Here is a 17,017-nt window from a genome sequence, read left to right as displayed (position 1 = left end):
GGGAATATCTTTATGCGAACATGAGTTGTCGCAATGTTCACTCTTAGAACAAGGTTTATACCCCGAAAAATGTCGGCAATCAGTGATAGGCATATCGTTTATTGTATGACAGTCCCTTGTTTTTCCTGAGTCTTAGTTCCTTATTTCCCGACCTTGGTTCGGTAACCTTCCTCATGTTTTTTCCGATAAGTCTTCGGATGAAGATTGAAAAGGAAAAGGTCCAGCTCAAGGCATTTCAACTAACTCCGCAGGGTGACGGCGGAGGCAGTCTTGTCATTTCAGAAACACGCAAGAGTTATCGCCTCAGCCCCCTTCAATATTCGTATCTAGATATACTTCGTAATTCGGGAAGCATTGAAAGCCTCGTGCAGTTTTACTTGGGGCAAGGTTGGCTGGTTAGTTTTCGCGAACTCTTTGGCCTGCTTCAGTTTCTTGTGAATGAAGGGCTTATCATCAATCCCTCGTTGCGCGATTACTTTACTAAATCTGAAGCACAAGAAATCAAATATCAGAATTCATCTTTCGACAAGAAACTTTTGACTGGCACCCGAATGAGTTCCCGTGACTTGCCGTTCTTTCGCTCATTAGAACCACAACTCGCCTCTCACCTTCTGCAAAAAGCCGAACGCTTTCAGGTTCCTGCACAAATGCGCCTAACTCAATCCGGAATGCTCGACCGGGACTTGTACATCATCCTCACAGGACAAGCTGCGATCTATCGCGTTCTTGATGCGAAAAGACGGCAGATGGTCTCGGTATTAGGAGCTGGTTCTATTTTTGGTGAAAGAGGTTTTCTTTTAAATCAACCTCGTTCGGCTGATGTTATCACAACACTGCCCTCTGAAATTCTGCGCATTCAACACTTGCCGGAGTTTGATGAGTTGATCAAATCAGAAAAAGCGCAAAGCCTGCAACACCGCTTCTGGGTTTTACAAGCTTTGCAATCGTCGCCCTTCTTTAAAGATCTGCCTACGGACAGTTTGGATAGTTTGATTTTTACGGGACGGCTCTGCCAGGCTCCTGCGCATCACATCCTTTTCCAAGAAGGACAACCTGGAAATACTTGTTACATTCTTATTCAAGGCAACGTCGTCATCAGCCAGCGCGGAAAAAATATCAACGTATTAGGACAGGGCTCTTCCTTTGGTGAAATCTCATTACTGATGAGTGGTGGCCAAAGAACAGCGACGGTGAGGACCCAACAGAACTCCGTCCTTTTAGAAATCCATCAGAATGATTTCTATCGCGTTCTTTCCCAGAACTTACTTTTAGCCAAAGAAATTGAAACCCTGGCAGCTCAACGCCTCGCCAACGACGCACAAAGAAATCGGTAGAATTACTTAGAAGGCCCTTCTTTAGATCAAGCCATTTTTAGAAGCCCAAACACTCACTTCGACGGTATTGGCGTAACCCAGCTTCTCCATGATATTGGCCTTGTGGGTTTTAATGGTGTGGTCCGTGCAACCCAAAACTTGAGCGACTTCTTTATTGGAACGACCGCTTGAGATCAAACGAATGACTTCAATCTCTCGAGTCGTTAAAAGATTCTTGTAGTTGGCTTCAATAATTTGCTGCAGATTCGGCGAAATGTAACGTTTCCCTTGGCGCACGGACTGAAGAGCGTGGCGAAGATCGCTGATTTCCAAAGCTTTGCTGACCAAAGCCGTAACGGAGCTTTTCCAGTAATGGTGAAGCACATGGGGATCTTCCATCTGCGTGAATACAAATACCTTACAAGACAAAGTCTTTAAAATATCGAGAATCTGAAGACCATCCGCCGTTTTTAAAACGTGATCCAAAAATACAATTTGAGGTTTTAAAGTCTCGATTTGCGAAAGAGCCGAAGTATAATCAGCGGCCTCGCCCATAACATAAAAGTCACTGGAAAATTTTTCGATCTCCGCAATCAAAGCCGTTCTGGTGATTGCGTGGTCGTCTATGATTAGTATTCCGTCACGATGTTCTTTTGTATCCATGTTGAGAAATTTTCATGGTCTCCCCATTTTTAGTCAAAGAAAAATTTCGTTTTCACGTCCACCGATTGGGTGAGAAAGAATTTACTGTTTGCCTGGATTAATGGAAACTACTTCGGAAACAAGAGTACCGATTTTAATTTTCGATTCAATTCGTAAAATGTAGCGACGGTCATCATCTGAAAGCCAAATGAAGTTGTCGCCAATAGGTTTGAATTTTCCTTTTAGAAAAAACGTGGGCTGAATAACAATGGCCTTCATCGGACCTAGTTTTGTCTCCAAAACCTCTCGTCGGACGGCCTTGCCAGAGAAAACTAAATTCTCGTTGTCATTCGCAACGCGGAAAGAATATTCCTTCCCTGGCTCCCACTGGAAGTTTCTCATGTAGTAAATCGCGCTATAGACGTTTTGAGTATAAGGCAGAATTTCCCATTCTTGCTTCTTTTCCTCTTCACCATCTTCCGTCGTCACTTTCTTTTCCCAGAACTTCGCTACGTTCTTTTCTGTATCAAAAAGCATTTTCGCTTCGCGAAGCTGTTTGGATTCTTTCACATGCAACTGAAACACGCGGGGAACGAGGTCTTCATAGTCGACAAATGTTTCAGCGCGGTCTTCCACACTATAAAATGTCGAAAACAAGGAACTGGTTCTGATTTCAATCGCAAAAGTATAAGATTTGCGATTATTCACCATTGAAAAAGGCTCTACCTTCAAACGAAGTTCACCGGCAGAGACTTTAAAATAGTGAACATCGTGAACAACCTCTTCACCAACACGGAAGGGATCTTTGATCGGACGACGCCCTTCAAAACCGGCGTCATCTTCAATGTCAGGTTGACGACGTGTTATCTCAGGCTCCGCTTTAGTAGCCGCCTTGCCTGTTTTCTTTATTACTTTTGTAGGATCTTTTTTTGCCGGAGCCTTGGCTTTGGGTTCGACCTTTTTAGCTACCGGGGTTTTCACCTCTGTCGGTGTCTGCTCCGGTGTCGTCGCGGTCTCTGGCGGAGGTTCCTGTGGCTTTACAATTTTGACAGCCTGATCAAACTCTTCCATCTTCTTAAGCTGGTCGGCCTTCTCATACTTTAAAAAAGATGTCGAACACGACACCAACATAAACACAGAGAAGAAAGCGCCAAGAAGAGCTGAGAATTTCACTAAAAATCCTTCCATCGACGATGCACCCACATCCATTGTTCCGGGTGTTTACGCACAATCTCTTCAAGCTTGTCATTGAAGGACTGCGTAATATTCAAAATGGTCTGATCTTTATCATCGGTCACACAATTCTCTGTGTCCATAGCTGGCTCGATCACGACATGAAGTTTTTTGTCATTTCCTTCATAGGTGTAAATCGGAAGCACCGGTGATTTGGTTTTTTGTGCGAACAGAGCTAGACCATAGGCTGTTCCCGTTCGTTTTCCAAAGAACGTAGTCGCAATCCCGTAAGGTTTTCCCATGTATTGATCTAACACAAAAACCAAAGCGGCATTTTTCTTAAGAGCTTTAAGAATTTCAAATGCATTGTTAGGTCCGTGAGCATCGATGTACTTAACACCTTTGGCGCCACGAACAGAGAACCACAAATCGTTAAACCACTGAGTCTTAAAACGTTTGGTGATAATGAAAAGCTCTTGCCCACTCTGGGCAATCGCATTCGCTGCCAAATCTCCATTTCCCAGGTGCAAACTTAGAAAGAACATTCCTTTGCCTTGAGAGCGGGCTTTTTCAACATTTTCCCATCCTTCAAAAACAACGTTCTTTTGAATCCACTCCGGCGTCACTGACGGAATAAAAAAGAATTCAGCAAAGTTGTATCCCAATTGGTAGACCGACTCCCGCCCCACTTTGTGTTTCTGTTCTTGGGGCCACTCCGGAAAAGCAATATCGAGATTGCTCATCACGATCTTTTTTCTAAAACCCATGACGTCAAACCACAAAAAGCCCACCCAAGCCCCGGACTTGCGAAGCCACGTGCGCGGAAAAAGGGAGCTTAAAAAAACCATGATCTTAACGAAGAATTTGACTAATAATTTCACTGAGACGTCCCTTCTTCCCAAGCTCGGCCACTTCCAAAGAAGCACTCCACAGCTGAGACGGGTTTGATAGAATGTGACGAAGTTTTACGGCATCTTTGCCAGTTGAAATCAGATGCTTCGCCTGAGATTTACGATACTCTTCTTCAATGTGCTTGCAATCGCCATCGGTGTACTGGTGATGATCACGATAGTGAATGCTCTTTTTAGAAACTTCACCAATTTCACGCATCATTTTCTCAAAGACATCGGGACGAGCAATGGCTGAAACTAGAAAGAGTTCTTGCCCTTGAAAGTCCTGACGAAGTTTGACGTCACCGGTTTTCGCATTTTTAAAACTGTTAATCTCGTAACCGAAATACAAAATCTCTTTGTCTTTGGGGAGACGCTCTTCCAAAGCTTTCAGATCGTCTTCTTTAGCAAGATTGCATTTGGTAAGAATAAGAACATCGGCCCGTTGTATACCCGCCCAAGACTCACGCGCACGTCCCTCTGGTACAACAGCATAGTTGTCCAGGCTTTCAGTCGCATCCAAAATCACAATATTTAAATCGCGGGAAAGTTTTCTATGTTGAAAACCGTCATCGACAATCAATACATCAAATGTGTCTTTAGAAACTGCATACTGCGCCGTTTGCCACTTGCTGGGACCTACAAAAACAGAAACTTCGGGGTTCGCCTGCGCTAAAAGAACCGGCTCATCGCCATAGTAACGAGCCGCAAACGGATGTTCAACATCGACTAAAACTGGCGATCCCGCATCCGCGCGATAAGAACGACTGATCACCGCCACTTTTTTCCCCTGAGCCACAAGAGACTTCAAGCAAAAATCTGTGATCGGTGTTTTTCCCGTCCCGCCCACCGTCAGATTTCCGATACTCACAACCGGAACTGGCGCCTTATAAGCCCCAATCATTCCACGATCATACATGGAGTTTTTAACTCCCACGATCTGATCATACAGAAATGAAAAAGGTCTTAAGTAGATCTTCATTTCACAAAAAACTCGTCGAGGGCTTTCACCACACGTTGAGTTGCTCCCTTATCGCCAAGATATTGACGAAGCTGTGTGAGGTCTGAGATCACTTGTTCTTTGTATTGAGGATCTGTGATGTATTTTTCAAGCAAGGAAGCCAAAAGTTCCGGATTCACATCTGACTGGAATCTTTCTGGCACGGCTTCCTTTCCAAGAATCAAATTCACTAAACCGAAATATTTCGTTCCACGCACAAAAATCTTGGCAAACACACCTGTAAGCCACTTCATTTTATACATGATGACCATCGGCTTCTTAAGAATACCGACTTGCAAAGTTGCCGTTCCTGACGCCACCAGCATCATGTCCACCAAATGGATCATGCGGAAAGGCTCATCCTTCAACAAAATATAAGGCAGGCGGAAGTCTTCCAAATACTCCAGCATTTTTTCTTTGCTGAAAGTAGGTGCCGTCAAAATAACGACTTTCAAATTTGGAAACTTTTTAGAAAGAATGCGAGCTGTGTCCAATTGAATTTGAAAGTGTTGTTTCAACTCCAAACGACGGCTGCCCGGCATAAGTCCCAAAACGATTTCGTCATCGCGAATCCCGCATTGATTGCGATGAGTTTTGAGATAACCCGGATCATTGAGCAAACGATCATCTAATTCATCCAAAAGAGGATGCCCTACGAATTCACAAGGAACCCCGTGTTCTTCATAGAAAGGCACTTCAAATGGGAAAAGAACGAAAACTTTTTTGCAGTATTTTTTAATCGTCTTCACACGGCCTTTGCGCCAGGCCCAGACTTGCGGAGAAATATAGTAAACAACCGGAATGCCCAAGCCATGTAACTTTTTAGCGAGCATGAGGTTGAATTCAGGATAGTCCATGACGATGGCTACTTTAGGGCGGCGTTTTTCAGCTTCCGCCACGAGGCTGTCAAAAACACCCTTCAGATGACTGTACTGGGCGATGATTTCTGCCGCGCCAACCACAGCCATCTCTTCGGATTTTCCCAGACGTTCAAAGCCGATGTTTTCCATGTCTTGACTGCCGACGCCGAAAGCATGGACTTTACGTCCCTGCTTTTTCCAGGTCTCAAGAATTCTTTGAGCATAAGTCACGCTGGAGGCTTCCGCCGCAACAATCAAAACCTGATCCACTTAGGCCTCGATCATTCTTTGAATGTCTTCAATTGCTTGAAGAGCTTTCAATCCATCAAGCCCCGTCACCGCAGGCTTCTTATCATGCAGAACGCTTTCGATAAACGCGTCTGTTTCTTTTTGAAGAGCATCTTCTTTATTCACAGTCCACTTTGTGACCTTCACCAGTTCATCACCGCCAGGTCCCACTTCCACTTTTTCAAGCTCGTGAGTTCCCGTGTGTGCGAACAACGTGCAATCATCTTGAGTCACGCGGATAGATCTTTGCATTGTCGGAGAAACACGGCTCACGTTAATAATTCCGTGCACGCCGTTTTTCATTTTGAAAGACACAGAGGCTGTATCCAATTCTTTGGAAACAAGTTTTGTTCCCGCCCCCACCATCGTGTCAATCTCGCTTCCCGTCAGCCAGAAAAGAAGATCCATATCGTGAATCATCAAATCATGCAGAACGCTGACATCGGCACCACGCGCTTTGTAAGGCGCCATGCGAGTCAATTCAATCGTGCGAGGGTTTTTAAGATGCTTTTTTAATTCAATCACAGAGGGATTGAATCTCTCAATATGCCCAACCGCTAATTTCAAATTATGTTTTTCAGCCAACGCCACAAGCTCTTCTGCTTGGGGAACTGTCGCTGTGATTGGTTTTTCCACATTCACGTGAACGCCGTTTTGCAAAAACATTTTAGCCAATTCAAAGTGGCTCAATGTGCTGGCAGCAATAGTCACAAGATCGACCTGACCAATAAGATCACCCGGACGATGGAAGCTTTTCACTCCCAACTCCGCCGCAATCTTATCAGCTTGCGCAGGGAAATGATCACACACGCCCACAAGTTCTACATGGGGGTTGTTTTTATATTTTTGCGCATGGAAGTTACCCAAGTATCCCACGCCAATAACAGCGCCACGTAATTTCTTACTCATCGTCTTGCCATCCTTTAGGACTTCTATCGACAGCGATACCGCGTTTTGAATTTTTAATGAAGTCGATGAAGTATTCAATGTTAGGGCTCATTGTGCACTCTTGTTGAATGCGGGCGATACCTTCATCAACCGTGTGCGAACCCATGATAATGATACGGATTGCTTTATGAACATTTGAAATTTCTGCGCGGTCGAAACCTTTACGAGCCAAACCGATTTTATTTGTTGCACGGATTGTCGCGTAAGTTCCCTGAGCACGACAGAAAGGAAGAACGTCTTTATTCACGATACTGCTGCCTGCAATGAACGCCATTTTACCAACTTTAGTAAATTGGTTCAAAGCCGACATACCACCAATGAAAACGCCGTCAGCGATTTCACAGTGACCACCCAAATGAGTGTTGTTCGCCATGATCACGTTGTTACCCAGTTTGCAGTCATGACCAACGTGCGTGTATGCCATGAAATAGCAGTTATCACCGATTTCAGTTTTTTTATCACCCTTGCTTGTTGCAAGGTTCACTGTCGTAAATTCACGGAAAGTATTATTGTTTCCGATAATCAAACTTGTTGGTTCACCTTTATAAGAAACGTCTTGAGGCGCACCACCAATAGCAGCGCCTGGGCAGAAATGATTGTTTGCGCCGATTTCAAGAATCCCATGACGAGATCCTAAAGTGACATGCCCTTCAACGTAAGTGCCTTTACCAATTTTAACTTTACCTTGGATCAAGCAGTAAGGACCGATTTCTACGTCATCGGCGATTTCTACTTCTGGAGAGATAACACTGCTTGGATGAATTTTATAATTTGCCATTTATTTTACCTAACAGAGCGTTTTTATCAGACGCCCAACTAAAAAAGGGCCCTTGCAGGCCCTTTCGTTTTTCGTATTACTACTTTTCTTTCTCGAAGGCCGAAATCACTTCTTGTGTCAAATCAGCGTCTGGTGTTGCGTAAAGCACCATTTGAGAATTTTCGATGACCATTGTGTAGCCTTTGTCTTTCGCAAGTTTTGCGATAACTTTTTTCATCTTATCCAAGATCGGAGCTGTCAATTCGCGCTCTTTCTTTTGGATTTCGATTTGGCTCTTACCAACTACATCACGGTACTTAAGCATTTCTTCTTGGAACTCAGCTTGTTTTTTACCAAGAGCTTCTTCAGAAAGAACGGACTTTTTCTTTTCCAAGTCTTCGCCCATTTTTTTCAAATCAGCTTCTTTTTTCTCGAGTTCTTTTTTCTTTTTGTTGAACTCAGTTTCCAATTCACCTTTTGCTTTTTTACCAGCAGAAGTTGCTTGAATAGCTTTTTGCATGTCTACGTAGCCAACCTTAGCTTCTGCGTGTGCGAAAGAAGCTGCTAGAAGCATGCTCATCGCGATCAACATTTTCTTCATTCTTAAAATCCTCCTTAAAAGGTCTAAAATTAAAAGCTAGGTCCGATTGAGAACTCGAACACAGTCGCGTCCTGGTACAGAGGATCGCGGTTTAAAGGGAAGCCCCATTCAAAGCGCAAGACCCCAATCGGAGAGTACCAACGAATTCCAAAGCCCACATCGGCAAAGAAGTTGCTGTCCGTAAGAACGTCTTCTGCGGCACCGATGTCAAAGAATCCAGCTCCCATGATGCCAGCTTCTTTTACTAAAGGGAACTGTAATTCAGTCTGGTACATTGCCTGTTGAGTGCCCCCGTAAAAACGCATCGCGCGTTTTGTGGCTTCTTCGTCACTAATGCCTGGATTGTCGGCTTTGACTTTATCAAAAACCTTCTGCGAGTACTTCATTCTACCGACACGGTAAGAGCGGTAACCCCTTAGAGAATAAGGGCCTCCAAGAAGATACAACTCACTGAACGGAACATCTTGGCCTTCCAAAGAATCAATACGTGCGTAGGTGATGTTATTTCTCCACACTACGTCCCAGAAGATATTTTTGTAATAACGGAATGAGGCATTTCCGCGAGTATATTTCAGATCTCCACCTAGACCCGCGTATTCAAAAGCACCACTCGTATAAATACCACGCGTCGGCATCTGACGGTCATTACGTGTGTCGTACTCCAAAGTTGCCGTTAAAGAGCTTGTCACTCCGGAAGCTGAAGACAATGGGAACAGATCTGGATCTGTGATCAAAGTTCCATCGGATTCATATTTGTTCGACAACTCTGTATCGTCGTATTTGTAGCGTAAATAACCACGCGTGAATTCTGCGACAGGGTGACCGAAACTGATCGTTCCCCCTTTGTGATTTTCATCAAAGTCCGCGCGACCTGTGTTGGCACTTTGATAAACGCTTCCACCCACGGACCAGAGAGTGTCGTTGAAATAAGGCTCCGTGAAAGAAAGACTGTAGTAACTGCCCGTGTTGCTTAGGTTCAAAGAGGCCCCTAAGTTTTGTCCCTTACCTAAGAAGTTGGCTTGGTTCACAGAACCTTGCAATGTGAAACCTTGAGACGTTCCGTAACCGGCGCCCAACTGGATCTGCCCTGTGTTTCTTTCCTTCACGGAGATGTCCACGTTCATGATTTCTGTGCGCTCAGGGTCAATAGACGTTTTGAAATTCACTTCGTCGAAGTAACCAAGGCGTTGGATGTTTTCCAAAGATTGGCGACGACGAGTTTCGTTGTAAAGCTCCCCTTCATGAATCTTCAACTCACGACGGATGACTTTATCACGGGTCTTCGAGTTTCCGACCATGTTGATCTTACCGAAGTAAACTTTGGAACCTTTGTCGAATTCAAAGATCAAATTCACTTTGCGATCTTTGGCATTGAAAGCCGTGCGCGGAATGACGTTGGCATAGGCATAACCCAAGTCACCGTATTTCGCTGTCAACTCACTGATGTCTTTTTGAAGAACGTCATAAGCGAAGATGCCGTTGTCATCAATTTTGATCGCTTCATAAAGTTCTTGTTTTGGGAACAGAATATCACCGGCGAAATCCACGTCGCCGACATCATACTGCTCACCCTCTTCAATACGGATGGTGATGTAGATGTTCTTTTTATCCGGAGTCACCGTCACTTGAGGACGATCGACCTTGGCTTGCACGTAACCTTGGTTCCAGTAAAGGAAGCGCAGGATTTGCACGTCACGCTCAAACATTTCTTGCTTATACTGACCTGAACCGGAAAGGCCCGAAAAGAAACCACCTTCTTGAGTCAACATTTTGGACTTTAACTGACTGTCGCCCAAATGCTTGTTGCCTAAGAACGTAATCTTTTTCACTTTCACTTTGTCGTTTTCACGAACTTTAAATACCAGACGAACAGTCTCATCTTTTTTCAAGATTTGCACTTCGGCTTCAACTTTAGCGAGGAAGAAACCCTTGTCCTCGTAAAGCTTCTGAACTTTCTCAACGGCTTCTTTGACTTTGGCCATATTGAGAAGTTGATAAGCTTTAATACCCGTCGCATCCGCGATATCTTCCGACTTCACTTCGCTGTTACCTTCGTAAGTGATTTCCACGATGGAAGGTTTTTCTAAAACTTTGTAAGTCAGAGTGACATCTTTACCACTCACTTGACGATCCACTTCGATGTCGTTGAAGAAGCCCAGTTTAAATAAAGCTTCCACATCGGCGCGAATGTGTTGGGTAGAATAAGATTCTCCCACTTTGGAAGTGATCTTAGTTAGGATCGCGTCTTTTTCGATTTTACGATTGCCGGAAACTTCGATGTTTTTGATGGTCAGACCAGAAGAAACAGGAGCAGCCACCGCTGCCTGCACAGGAGTATTTTTCTTATTGGTTTTCTTTTTGGCCGGAGCAGCCCAAACCGTCGAAGTTAACGAAGTGATTAGCAGTACACAAAGAAGCTTACTCAAAGTTTCAATTCCTCAACAGTTTCGAAAGTCAGTTTTTTAAAATCTATAAGATTTCTCAATACTTACAATTTGATTGGGGAATCGTAACTTAAGACTAAGGTCGTGTCAAAGAAGACGCGCTGCGCCTCTCGGAAAGCCAGGGCTCTGAGAGGCGTGCGCACTGTGGCGGCGCCCCTCGAAAAGGGGCCGCGCTCACTCTAAGAAATTACTTTGTAAGATAGAAAACGTAGCTCTCGCGAGTGCCGTTGAATTTCGCCAGACATGCTGGTTTCGTGATACTAGTTGTGATCGTCGATGATTGATAAGTCGCGAGAAGTTTTGTGTCGCTGACTTTCTTCACTGTCAAACCACCGACTTCAATCACGCGACAGTTCACCCAGCTTGTTCCGTCAACATTCACACCCTCAAAGTGCTCTTGACGAGTCATCAAAGAACCACCACTGCCATCTGGAAACGGTGCGTATTTTTCAAAGAACACCAAACCCTGCGGACGAATTTTATCTACTACCGCAAAATTCGCAGATGTTGTTGATGACCAGTCCATATCTACGCGAGGAAGGCATGCATTGGCTCTTTCCATTCCCGAACGGTAGTAGTACTCAGAGTAACACTGTAGTTGCGCAATCTTTAAAGCTTCGGAACTTCCGGCATTGGCAATCGACGCACAAGTCGCGCCAGACGCAATTTTCGAACTGCTAAAAGAAGTCCAGTCAAAATTGCCGTTAGGTTGAACTACATAAGACGAGTTTGTAACAACCCACTTATTTGTGCACGTCACGGCCTTGGATTGACCATCAACTGTCGCATTTCCCGAGCAACTATTCGTCTTGATTCCATTGGCATCTGTTGTCGTACTGCACTGAATTCCCGACCAGTTATTCAAATTCACTGGTGTGCCTGTTGAGTCCGTACAACCACCACCCAAGTTTGCTTGATATAGGCTGTTGGTATCCGGTCCACACACCCAGGCATTGGAATACACGACGCCACCTACAGAAATATCATGAGGAGCACAATTTGGATGAAGGTCATGTTGTGTTGTGGCCGTGCTCATCTTCCAACCATCAGTCAGATTCACAGTTCCTGTTTGACTTGTGATTTGATCAAGGAAATTTGGCACCGAACTAGCAAATGAAAATTCACTATCCGCCGCACCATTTGCACTGAAATCCACACCAAGTGACGTTTTCATCGCCGAAGTCAGACCGATTTTCGAACCGCACGTGCTAAAGCTACTCGCGCCTTCCCAGACCTGCAGACCATAGATGTCTGAACTATCCGCCGTCACGAGACCTTTCCACAATTTCAAATAAATCGCCTGACCTGCTGGAGGTCCATGACAAGTTTGATCATTCATAGCACAAGGCGATTTCACACCGCTTGGCGGAGTGAAGTCCACGGAACCAATTGTCCAGGATCCCGTTGGATCGAAAACTTGCGCCGCGGCTGCCGGTGTTGAGTCGACGACGCTCGCGATATTCGTTTTTGGAACTGTGACTTCACCCGCATTCGGGTCGAAATTGATCGTTCCTAAATTCGCATTTTCTTTAAATGCCGCTGTGGATGTTGTTTCTGAATTTCCGTTTAAGTCTTTCTTGGAAGAATCAGAAATAATAAAGTCAGCAGCTTTGTCACCATCAGCATCGACAAGGAAACAACTCAACGGTTGTCCTTTGGCACCGACAATACTCACGGTGAAAGAACCATCCGCTGCCACACTTGCCGTGGCACTTTGAATAGGTGTCGTCGTCGTCGCACAGGTCACTTTATAAAGAGCAAGATTCACGCTCATTGTAGAGAAATCGTCTTTCTCAAGTCCTTGCATTTTTTCAAGTCCTTGAGAGCTATTTCCCAAACTTAAAATGCCAGAAACATCTAAAGCTTCTAAACTTGATCCGCCTCCACTTCCGGTACAGGCAGACAAACTCCATCCCATTGCGGGAACAAGACACAACTGTAAAATCCGTTTTGCATTTTTCATTAAACTTCCTCTTGTTAGTAGTACGAAATAACGGCCGGAGTCTTTATCGGAGGGTTTAAAAAAAATAAGAGTTAAATTTTTGATTGCGAGTTTATCCTACGAAATGCGCATCGAAAGAAAACACGAAGCATCTCAAGAAGAATCAGCGTGTTGTATTAACCACAAGATATTATTGCGTGACCGCAACTCTTAAACAGAAAAATATTTTGAAAGATTACAGAGTGCTCACCTTAAAAATGTGAAGCAAAATGACGCAAACACTGGCTCTGCTGCTTTTTGTGGCAGCAATAGAAGGCGTTTTTAGCCCTGCCACTGACCGTCTTTCATGCGATAGACCTTGGGAAATCTTGTCGCAAAAGTCAGATCATGAGTCACGATGACAAGGGCTAACTTCATGTCTTCCTTCAAACGGAAAAAGAGCTCTTGAATCTTTCCGCTCGTCGTAGAATCCAAGTTTCCCGTAGGCTCATCGGCAAACAAAATTTTTGGATGACGTACCAAAGCGCGAGCAATCGCTACACGCTGCAACTCCCCGCCAGACAACTGACTTGGGAAGTGTTCAGCACGATCGGAAAGTCCCATAAACTCTAACAGGTGCAGAGCTTTTTCTTTGGCAACTTTCACCGGTTCCCCCGCCACTCGGCATGGAATCATCACGTTCTCAACGGCAGAAAATTCACCCAACAGGTGATGGAATTGAAATACAAAGCCCATTTCAGAGTTGCGAAAGCGCGACAACTCTTCATCGCCCATCGCCAGCAAATCACGGCCTTCACAAAAAAGCTCACCACGATTAGGTCGATCCAATGTTCCCATGATTTGTAACAATGTACTTTTACCTGCACCTGAAGCGCCGAGAATCGCAAGGGCCTCGCCCTCTTTAATTTCAAGACTCACACCACGCAGAATTTCAAGCTCTCCGGAGCCCTGTGTATAGGACTTATGAATATCAACGGCTTTTAGAAATACATTGCTATCACTCATTACGAAGCCCTTCGACGGGACTGAGTTTCCCGCCTCTACGAGCAGGAGCCAAAGTCGCGATAAAACATATTAACAACGTCGCCACACAGATTGCCAACGAATCGACAAGGCGAATATTAAGCTCGATAGAATCCAAGCGATACACTTCCCCGGCAACCAATCCCAGGCGAGATTGTGCGAAAGCAAAAAGTCCGCATAAAACAAATCCTAGAAGAAATCCAAAGAAGATACCGATGCCGCCCAAGAACAAACCTTGGAAGGCGAAAATTTTGATAATGTCTGCACGCGACAGCCCCACCGTTTTTAAGATCGCAATGTCTTTATAACGGCGGACCACATTCACAAACAAAGTGGCGGAAATATTAAATGCCGCCACCAGAGTGATAATTAAAACTACGAAAAAAATTACCGGACGCTCCACTTGAACGGCTTCGAAAAGATTTTCATTGGAGTCACGCCAGTCTCTCACCCAATAAGGAGATCCCAGAACTTGACTTAGATTAAACGCTGCTGTTCTTGCATGATCCACGTCTTGAAAGCGCAAAAGAAGACCCGAATAACGGTCTCCGATATCAGCCACTGTTTGCGCGGCCTTCAAATCCGACAGAATAAAGCGCTCATTCCACTCATACTTGCCTAAATCCAAAACCCCTTGAACTTGGAACTCACCCACGCGACGTTGAAATTTAGAAGGGTCTACCGCATCTGCAATCGGAACAACCACGCGGAAACGATCCCCGACTTTTAAATCCATTTTCGCAGCAAGGCCTTTACCGATGAGGGCTAAAGGAACTTCGCTGACTGGCGAGAGATCTTCAGAGCCACTGACGACACGTCCTTTAAAGTTTAAAACTTTATTCACGCGCTCAGTATCGACTCCTTGAATTAGAATTCCCGAAATTTTTCCCTGATGAGCAAGAACGGCCTCGATAAAAACAAAACGAGATGAATCCACCAATGTGGGCTCTGCTTTGCGAATGCGGTCTTCAAGTTCTTTCCAGTCATCGGGAAAGCGAGAGCGCTTTACAACCTGTGCGTGCCCAGAGACATCGGCCATGGCATTTTTAAGTGTCGACTCAAATCCACTCATCACGGCCATGGAAGCCACGAGAACAGCCACGCCCAAAACAAGTCCCATCAAGGACAAAGGTGCCGAGCCCCCGAAAAGAGTTTTTCGGGACATCAAAAGTCGCCATGAGATCCACGCTAAGGATTTATTCACGAAGGACTTGCCTCCGTCGTGATTTGCTCTTTCAGATAGGCCATGATGAAGCCATCAAGATCACCGTCCATCACGTCATCCACTTGGTTTGTTTCAAAATCCGTGCGGTGATCTTTGACCATTTGATAAGGGTGCATCACGTAAGAGCGAATTTGCGAACCCCACTCATTGGCTTTCTTTACAGAGTTCATCGCGTCTTTTTCAGCGTTGCGTTTTTCCACTTCCACTTCATACAATCGCGCTTTCAACATCTTCATCGCCTTCTCACGGTTTTGAATCTGCGAACGCTCCATTTGGCAAGACACGACGATACCCGTTGGAATGTGGTACATACGAACAGCCGAGTCCGTTTTATTGACGTGCTGTCCACCGGCACCACTAGATCTAAACGTTTCAACACGAATATCTTCAGGACGAACTTCAATGTTGATGTCATCATCGACCTCGGCCCACGCAAAAACGGAAGCAAAAGAAGTATGACGACGAGCATTTGAATCAAACGGAGAGATGCGCACCAACCGGTGCACACCGGATTCCGCTTTGAGGTATCCATAAGCGTAAGGGCCTTCAATAAGAAGCGTACAAGATTTAATTCCCGCTCCCTCACCCTCCGTCATCTCCACAATTTGCACTTTATAGCCGTGCTTATCAGCGTAACGCGTATACATACGCAGAAGCATTTGCGCCCAATCACAAGACTCGGTTCCACCGGCTCCTGAATTGATCGAAAGATAAGCGCTGTTGGCATCAAGCTCGCCACTTAAGACACGCTTCAGCTCAAGTTCTTGCCCGTACTTTTCAAGGGCCGCGACTTCATTCTTTACTTCAGTAAAACTGCCCTCATCTTGTGCTTCGGCAGCCATCTCAAGAAGGACTTGGGCATCACTCAAACGATTGGCAAAAGAATCAAACTCGCCCACGGCTCTTTCAAGCAGGGTTTTCTCTTTGTTGATTTTTTGCATTTCAGCAGGCTTTTCCCAAATAGCCGGGTTCTCGGCTTGAATAGCAAGCTCGTCCAGACGCTTTTTCTTTTTATCTAAGTCAAAGATACCCCCGAAGTTCCTTTGAGAAACTTTCGAGAGCCGCGATTCTACTTTTGATTTCGGAAGATTCCGTGACGATAGACATCCCTAATCCAGTTCCGCGAGCCAAGCTCGCTCCACATCTTGCGGCGCAAGCCGCACCGTAAGTGTATCCAGCATGAGGGGGCTGTCAAGAAAAACGCCTCCGAGAACAGGGAGGGGGAAAGCTCTCGGAGGCGACAACTAGGGAGAACACGAGAATCCCCTATTACAATCTCGATGCCATGGGGTGTTTCTTCGACGGTTTGCGAAATAAGAGGGTTTGAGTCCAAGACGCCTTGATCGGAATGCGAGATCGCTCAAATTTTAAACAATTTCAGGTGCGCAAAACGGCTCTTTCACGGCATTCTCGCAAAAGAGGAGGATCAGCTTGAATATACATTGAGATGGCAGGAGTTTATCTAGAGACTTTTTTCAAAAGCTTCTCAAAGACCGCGTCTTGAAGGCCGAACATTTCCTGAGCGTCCTTCTCGTTTGTCTCGTGATCATAACCCAAAAGATGCAAGACTCCGTGAAGGAGCATGTAACCCAACTCTTGCTGATACGTGAGTTTGTGTTCCTTAGCTTGGCGCTTTAGAACATCAGGACACAATACCAACTCCCCAAAAGAACTGGGGTCCATGGAGTCAAAGCTAAGAACATCCGTCGCATAGTCTTTGCCACGAAATTCAAAATTGATTTTTTGTGCAGGCTTTTTATCAAGAAAAACCAAGGTGAGTTCACGGGAGGCTTGCGCAGCTTTCACAACGCGGCGTTGTTTAAGCTCCGCCGTCAGTTCTTCCATCCATTCGTTGACGAACTTGCGAGGCACAGAATGTTTAGACTCATTCACGATGAGAACTTGCATGCA

15 protein-coding genes are annotated in these 17,017 nt (G+C 45.1%); 1 reads left to right on the top strand and 14 read right to left on the bottom strand.

The window, feature by feature from the left end:
* Positions 1-197: 197 nt before the first annotated feature.
* The gene (locus tag ACL934_RS07495; RefSeq protein ID WP_374079464.1) at positions 198-1,334 is read left to right on the top strand and encodes a cyclic nucleotide-binding domain-containing protein; all 1,137 of its coding nucleotides are present in this window, start codon (positions 198-200) and stop codon (positions 1,332-1,334) included.
* 21 nt (positions 1,335-1,355) lie between these two features.
* On the opposite strand, the gene ACL934_RS07490 is transcribed toward ACL934_RS07495, so the two are convergent.
* The 14 genes from ACL934_RS07490 to ybeY form a co-directional block, all read right to left on the bottom strand.
* Positions 1,356-1,976 (bottom strand): response regulator transcription factor, encoded by a 621-nt coding sequence (locus ACL934_RS07490; RefSeq protein WP_374079462.1) that lies wholly within the window; start codon positions 1,974-1,976, stop codon positions 1,356-1,358.
* 81 nt (positions 1,977-2,057) lie between these two features.
* Positions 2,058-3,128: a DUF3108 domain-containing protein gene (locus tag ACL934_RS07485; RefSeq protein ID WP_374079459.1), complete on the bottom strand. Its 1,071-nt coding sequence runs from the start codon at positions 3,126-3,128 to the stop codon at positions 2,058-2,060.
* Entirely contained in the window at positions 3,128-4,009 is an 882-nt protein-coding gene (locus ACL934_RS07480; protein ID WP_374079457.1) for a lysophospholipid acyltransferase family protein, read from the bottom strand. The genes ACL934_RS07485 and ACL934_RS07480 overlap by 1 nt, the downstream gene beginning before the upstream one ends.
* Entirely contained in the window at positions 3,981-5,000 is a 1,020-nt protein-coding gene (gene lpxK / locus ACL934_RS07475; RefSeq protein WP_374079454.1) for a tetraacyldisaccharide 4'-kinase, read from the bottom strand. The genes ACL934_RS07480 and lpxK overlap by 29 nt, the downstream gene beginning before the upstream one ends.
* Positions 4,997-6,148, bottom strand: a complete 1,152-nt coding sequence (gene lpxB / locus ACL934_RS07470; RefSeq protein WP_374079452.1) for a lipid-A-disaccharide synthase — start codon at positions 6,146-6,148, stop codon at positions 4,997-4,999. The genes lpxK and lpxB overlap by 4 nt, the downstream gene beginning before the upstream one ends.
* Positions 6,149-7,075, bottom strand: coding sequence for a Gfo/Idh/MocA family protein (locus tag ACL934_RS07465; RefSeq protein ID WP_374079449.1), 927 nt, complete (start codon positions 7,073-7,075; stop codon positions 6,149-6,151).
* Positions 7,068-7,892 carry an acyl-ACP--UDP-N-acetylglucosamine O-acyltransferase gene (gene lpxA / locus ACL934_RS07460; RefSeq protein WP_374079446.1) on the bottom strand — a complete coding sequence of 275 codons (825 nt, stop codon included), beginning with the start codon at positions 7,890-7,892 and terminating at the stop codon, positions 7,068-7,070. Before lpxA ends, ACL934_RS07465 begins: the two co-directional genes overlap by 8 nt.
* Before the next feature lie 79 nt (positions 7,893-7,971).
* A complete protein-coding gene (locus ACL934_RS07455) occupies positions 7,972-8,472 on the bottom strand; it encodes an OmpH family outer membrane protein (protein ID WP_374079443.1) in 501 nt (166 codons plus the stop codon).
* Positions 8,473-8,501: 29 nt separating this feature from the next.
* Positions 8,502-10,898 carry an outer membrane protein assembly factor BamA gene (gene bamA, locus ACL934_RS07450; RefSeq protein ID WP_374079441.1) on the bottom strand — a complete coding sequence of 799 codons (2,397 nt, stop codon included), beginning with the start codon at positions 10,896-10,898 and terminating at the stop codon, positions 8,502-8,504.
* Positions 10,899-11,103: 205 nt separating this feature from the next.
* Positions 11,104-12,879, bottom strand: a complete 1,776-nt coding sequence (locus ACL934_RS07445) for a hypothetical protein (RefSeq protein WP_374079438.1) — start codon at positions 12,877-12,879, stop codon at positions 11,104-11,106.
* Between the two features lie 300 nt (positions 12,880-13,179).
* Positions 13,180-13,863 carry an ABC transporter ATP-binding protein gene (locus tag ACL934_RS07440; RefSeq protein ID WP_374079435.1) on the bottom strand — a complete coding sequence of 228 codons (684 nt, stop codon included), beginning with the start codon at positions 13,861-13,863 and terminating at the stop codon, positions 13,180-13,182.
* Entirely contained in the window at positions 13,856-15,085 is a 1,230-nt protein-coding gene (locus ACL934_RS07435; protein ID WP_374079432.1) for an FtsX-like permease family protein, read from the bottom strand. Before ACL934_RS07435 ends, ACL934_RS07440 begins: the two co-directional genes overlap by 8 nt.
* A protein-coding gene (gene prfB, locus ACL934_RS07430; protein WP_374079430.1) for a peptide chain release factor 2 occupies positions 15,082-16,213 on the bottom strand; the annotation gives its coding sequence in 2 pieces (ribosomal slippage) (positions 15,082-16,131 and positions 16,133-16,213; 1,131 coding nt in all). The genes ACL934_RS07435 and prfB overlap by 4 nt, the downstream gene beginning before the upstream one ends.
* Positions 16,214-16,564: 351 nt before the next feature.
* The gene (ybeY, locus tag ACL934_RS07425) at positions 16,565-17,014 is read right to left on the bottom strand and encodes an rRNA maturation RNase YbeY (protein ID WP_374079428.1); all 450 of its coding nucleotides are present in this window, start codon (positions 17,012-17,014) and stop codon (positions 16,565-16,567) included.
* Positions 17,015-17,017 lie beyond the last annotated feature (3 nt).

Origin of the sequence: Bdellovibrio sp. HCB-110, assembly GCF_047323225.1 — a bacterium.
Lineage (GTDB): Bacteria > Bdellovibrionota > Bdellovibrionia > Bdellovibrionales > Bdellovibrionaceae > Bdellovibrio.
This window is presented reverse-complemented; position numbering and strand designations above follow the sequence as displayed.

Excerpts from the sequence above, each read along its gene's own strand:
- ACL934_RS07445 (WP_374079438.1), bottom strand. The coding sequence starts at position 12,879 with ATGAAAAATGCAAAACGGATTTTACAGTTGTGTCTTGTTCCCGCAATG.
- lpxA (WP_374079446.1), bottom strand. The coding sequence starts at position 7,892 with ATGGCAAATTATAAAATTCATCCAAGCAGTGTTATCTCTCCAGAAGTA.
- ybeY (WP_374079428.1), bottom strand. The coding sequence starts at position 17,014 with ATGCAAGTTCTCATCGTGAATGAGTCTAAACATTCTGTGCCTCGCAAG.
- lpxK (WP_374079454.1), bottom strand. The coding sequence starts at position 5,000 with ATGAAGATCTACTTAAGACCTTTTTCATTTCTGTATGATCAGATCGTG.
- ACL934_RS07495 (WP_374079464.1), top strand. The coding sequence starts at position 198 with ATGAAGATTGAAAAGGAAAAGGTCCAGCTCAAGGCATTTCAACTAACT.
- ACL934_RS07455 (WP_374079443.1), bottom strand. The coding sequence starts at position 8,472 with ATGAAGAAAATGTTGATCGCGATGAGCATGCTTCTAGCAGCTTCTTTC.
- ACL934_RS07465 (WP_374079449.1), bottom strand. The coding sequence starts at position 7,075 with ATGAGTAAGAAATTACGTGGCGCTGTTATTGGCGTGGGATACTTGGGT.
- ACL934_RS07490 (WP_374079462.1), bottom strand. The coding sequence starts at position 1,976 with ATGGATACAAAAGAACATCGTGACGGAATACTAATCATAGACGACCAC.
- ACL934_RS07440 (WP_374079435.1), bottom strand. The coding sequence starts at position 13,863 with ATGAGTGATAGCAATGTATTTCTAAAAGCCGTTGATATTCATAAGTCC.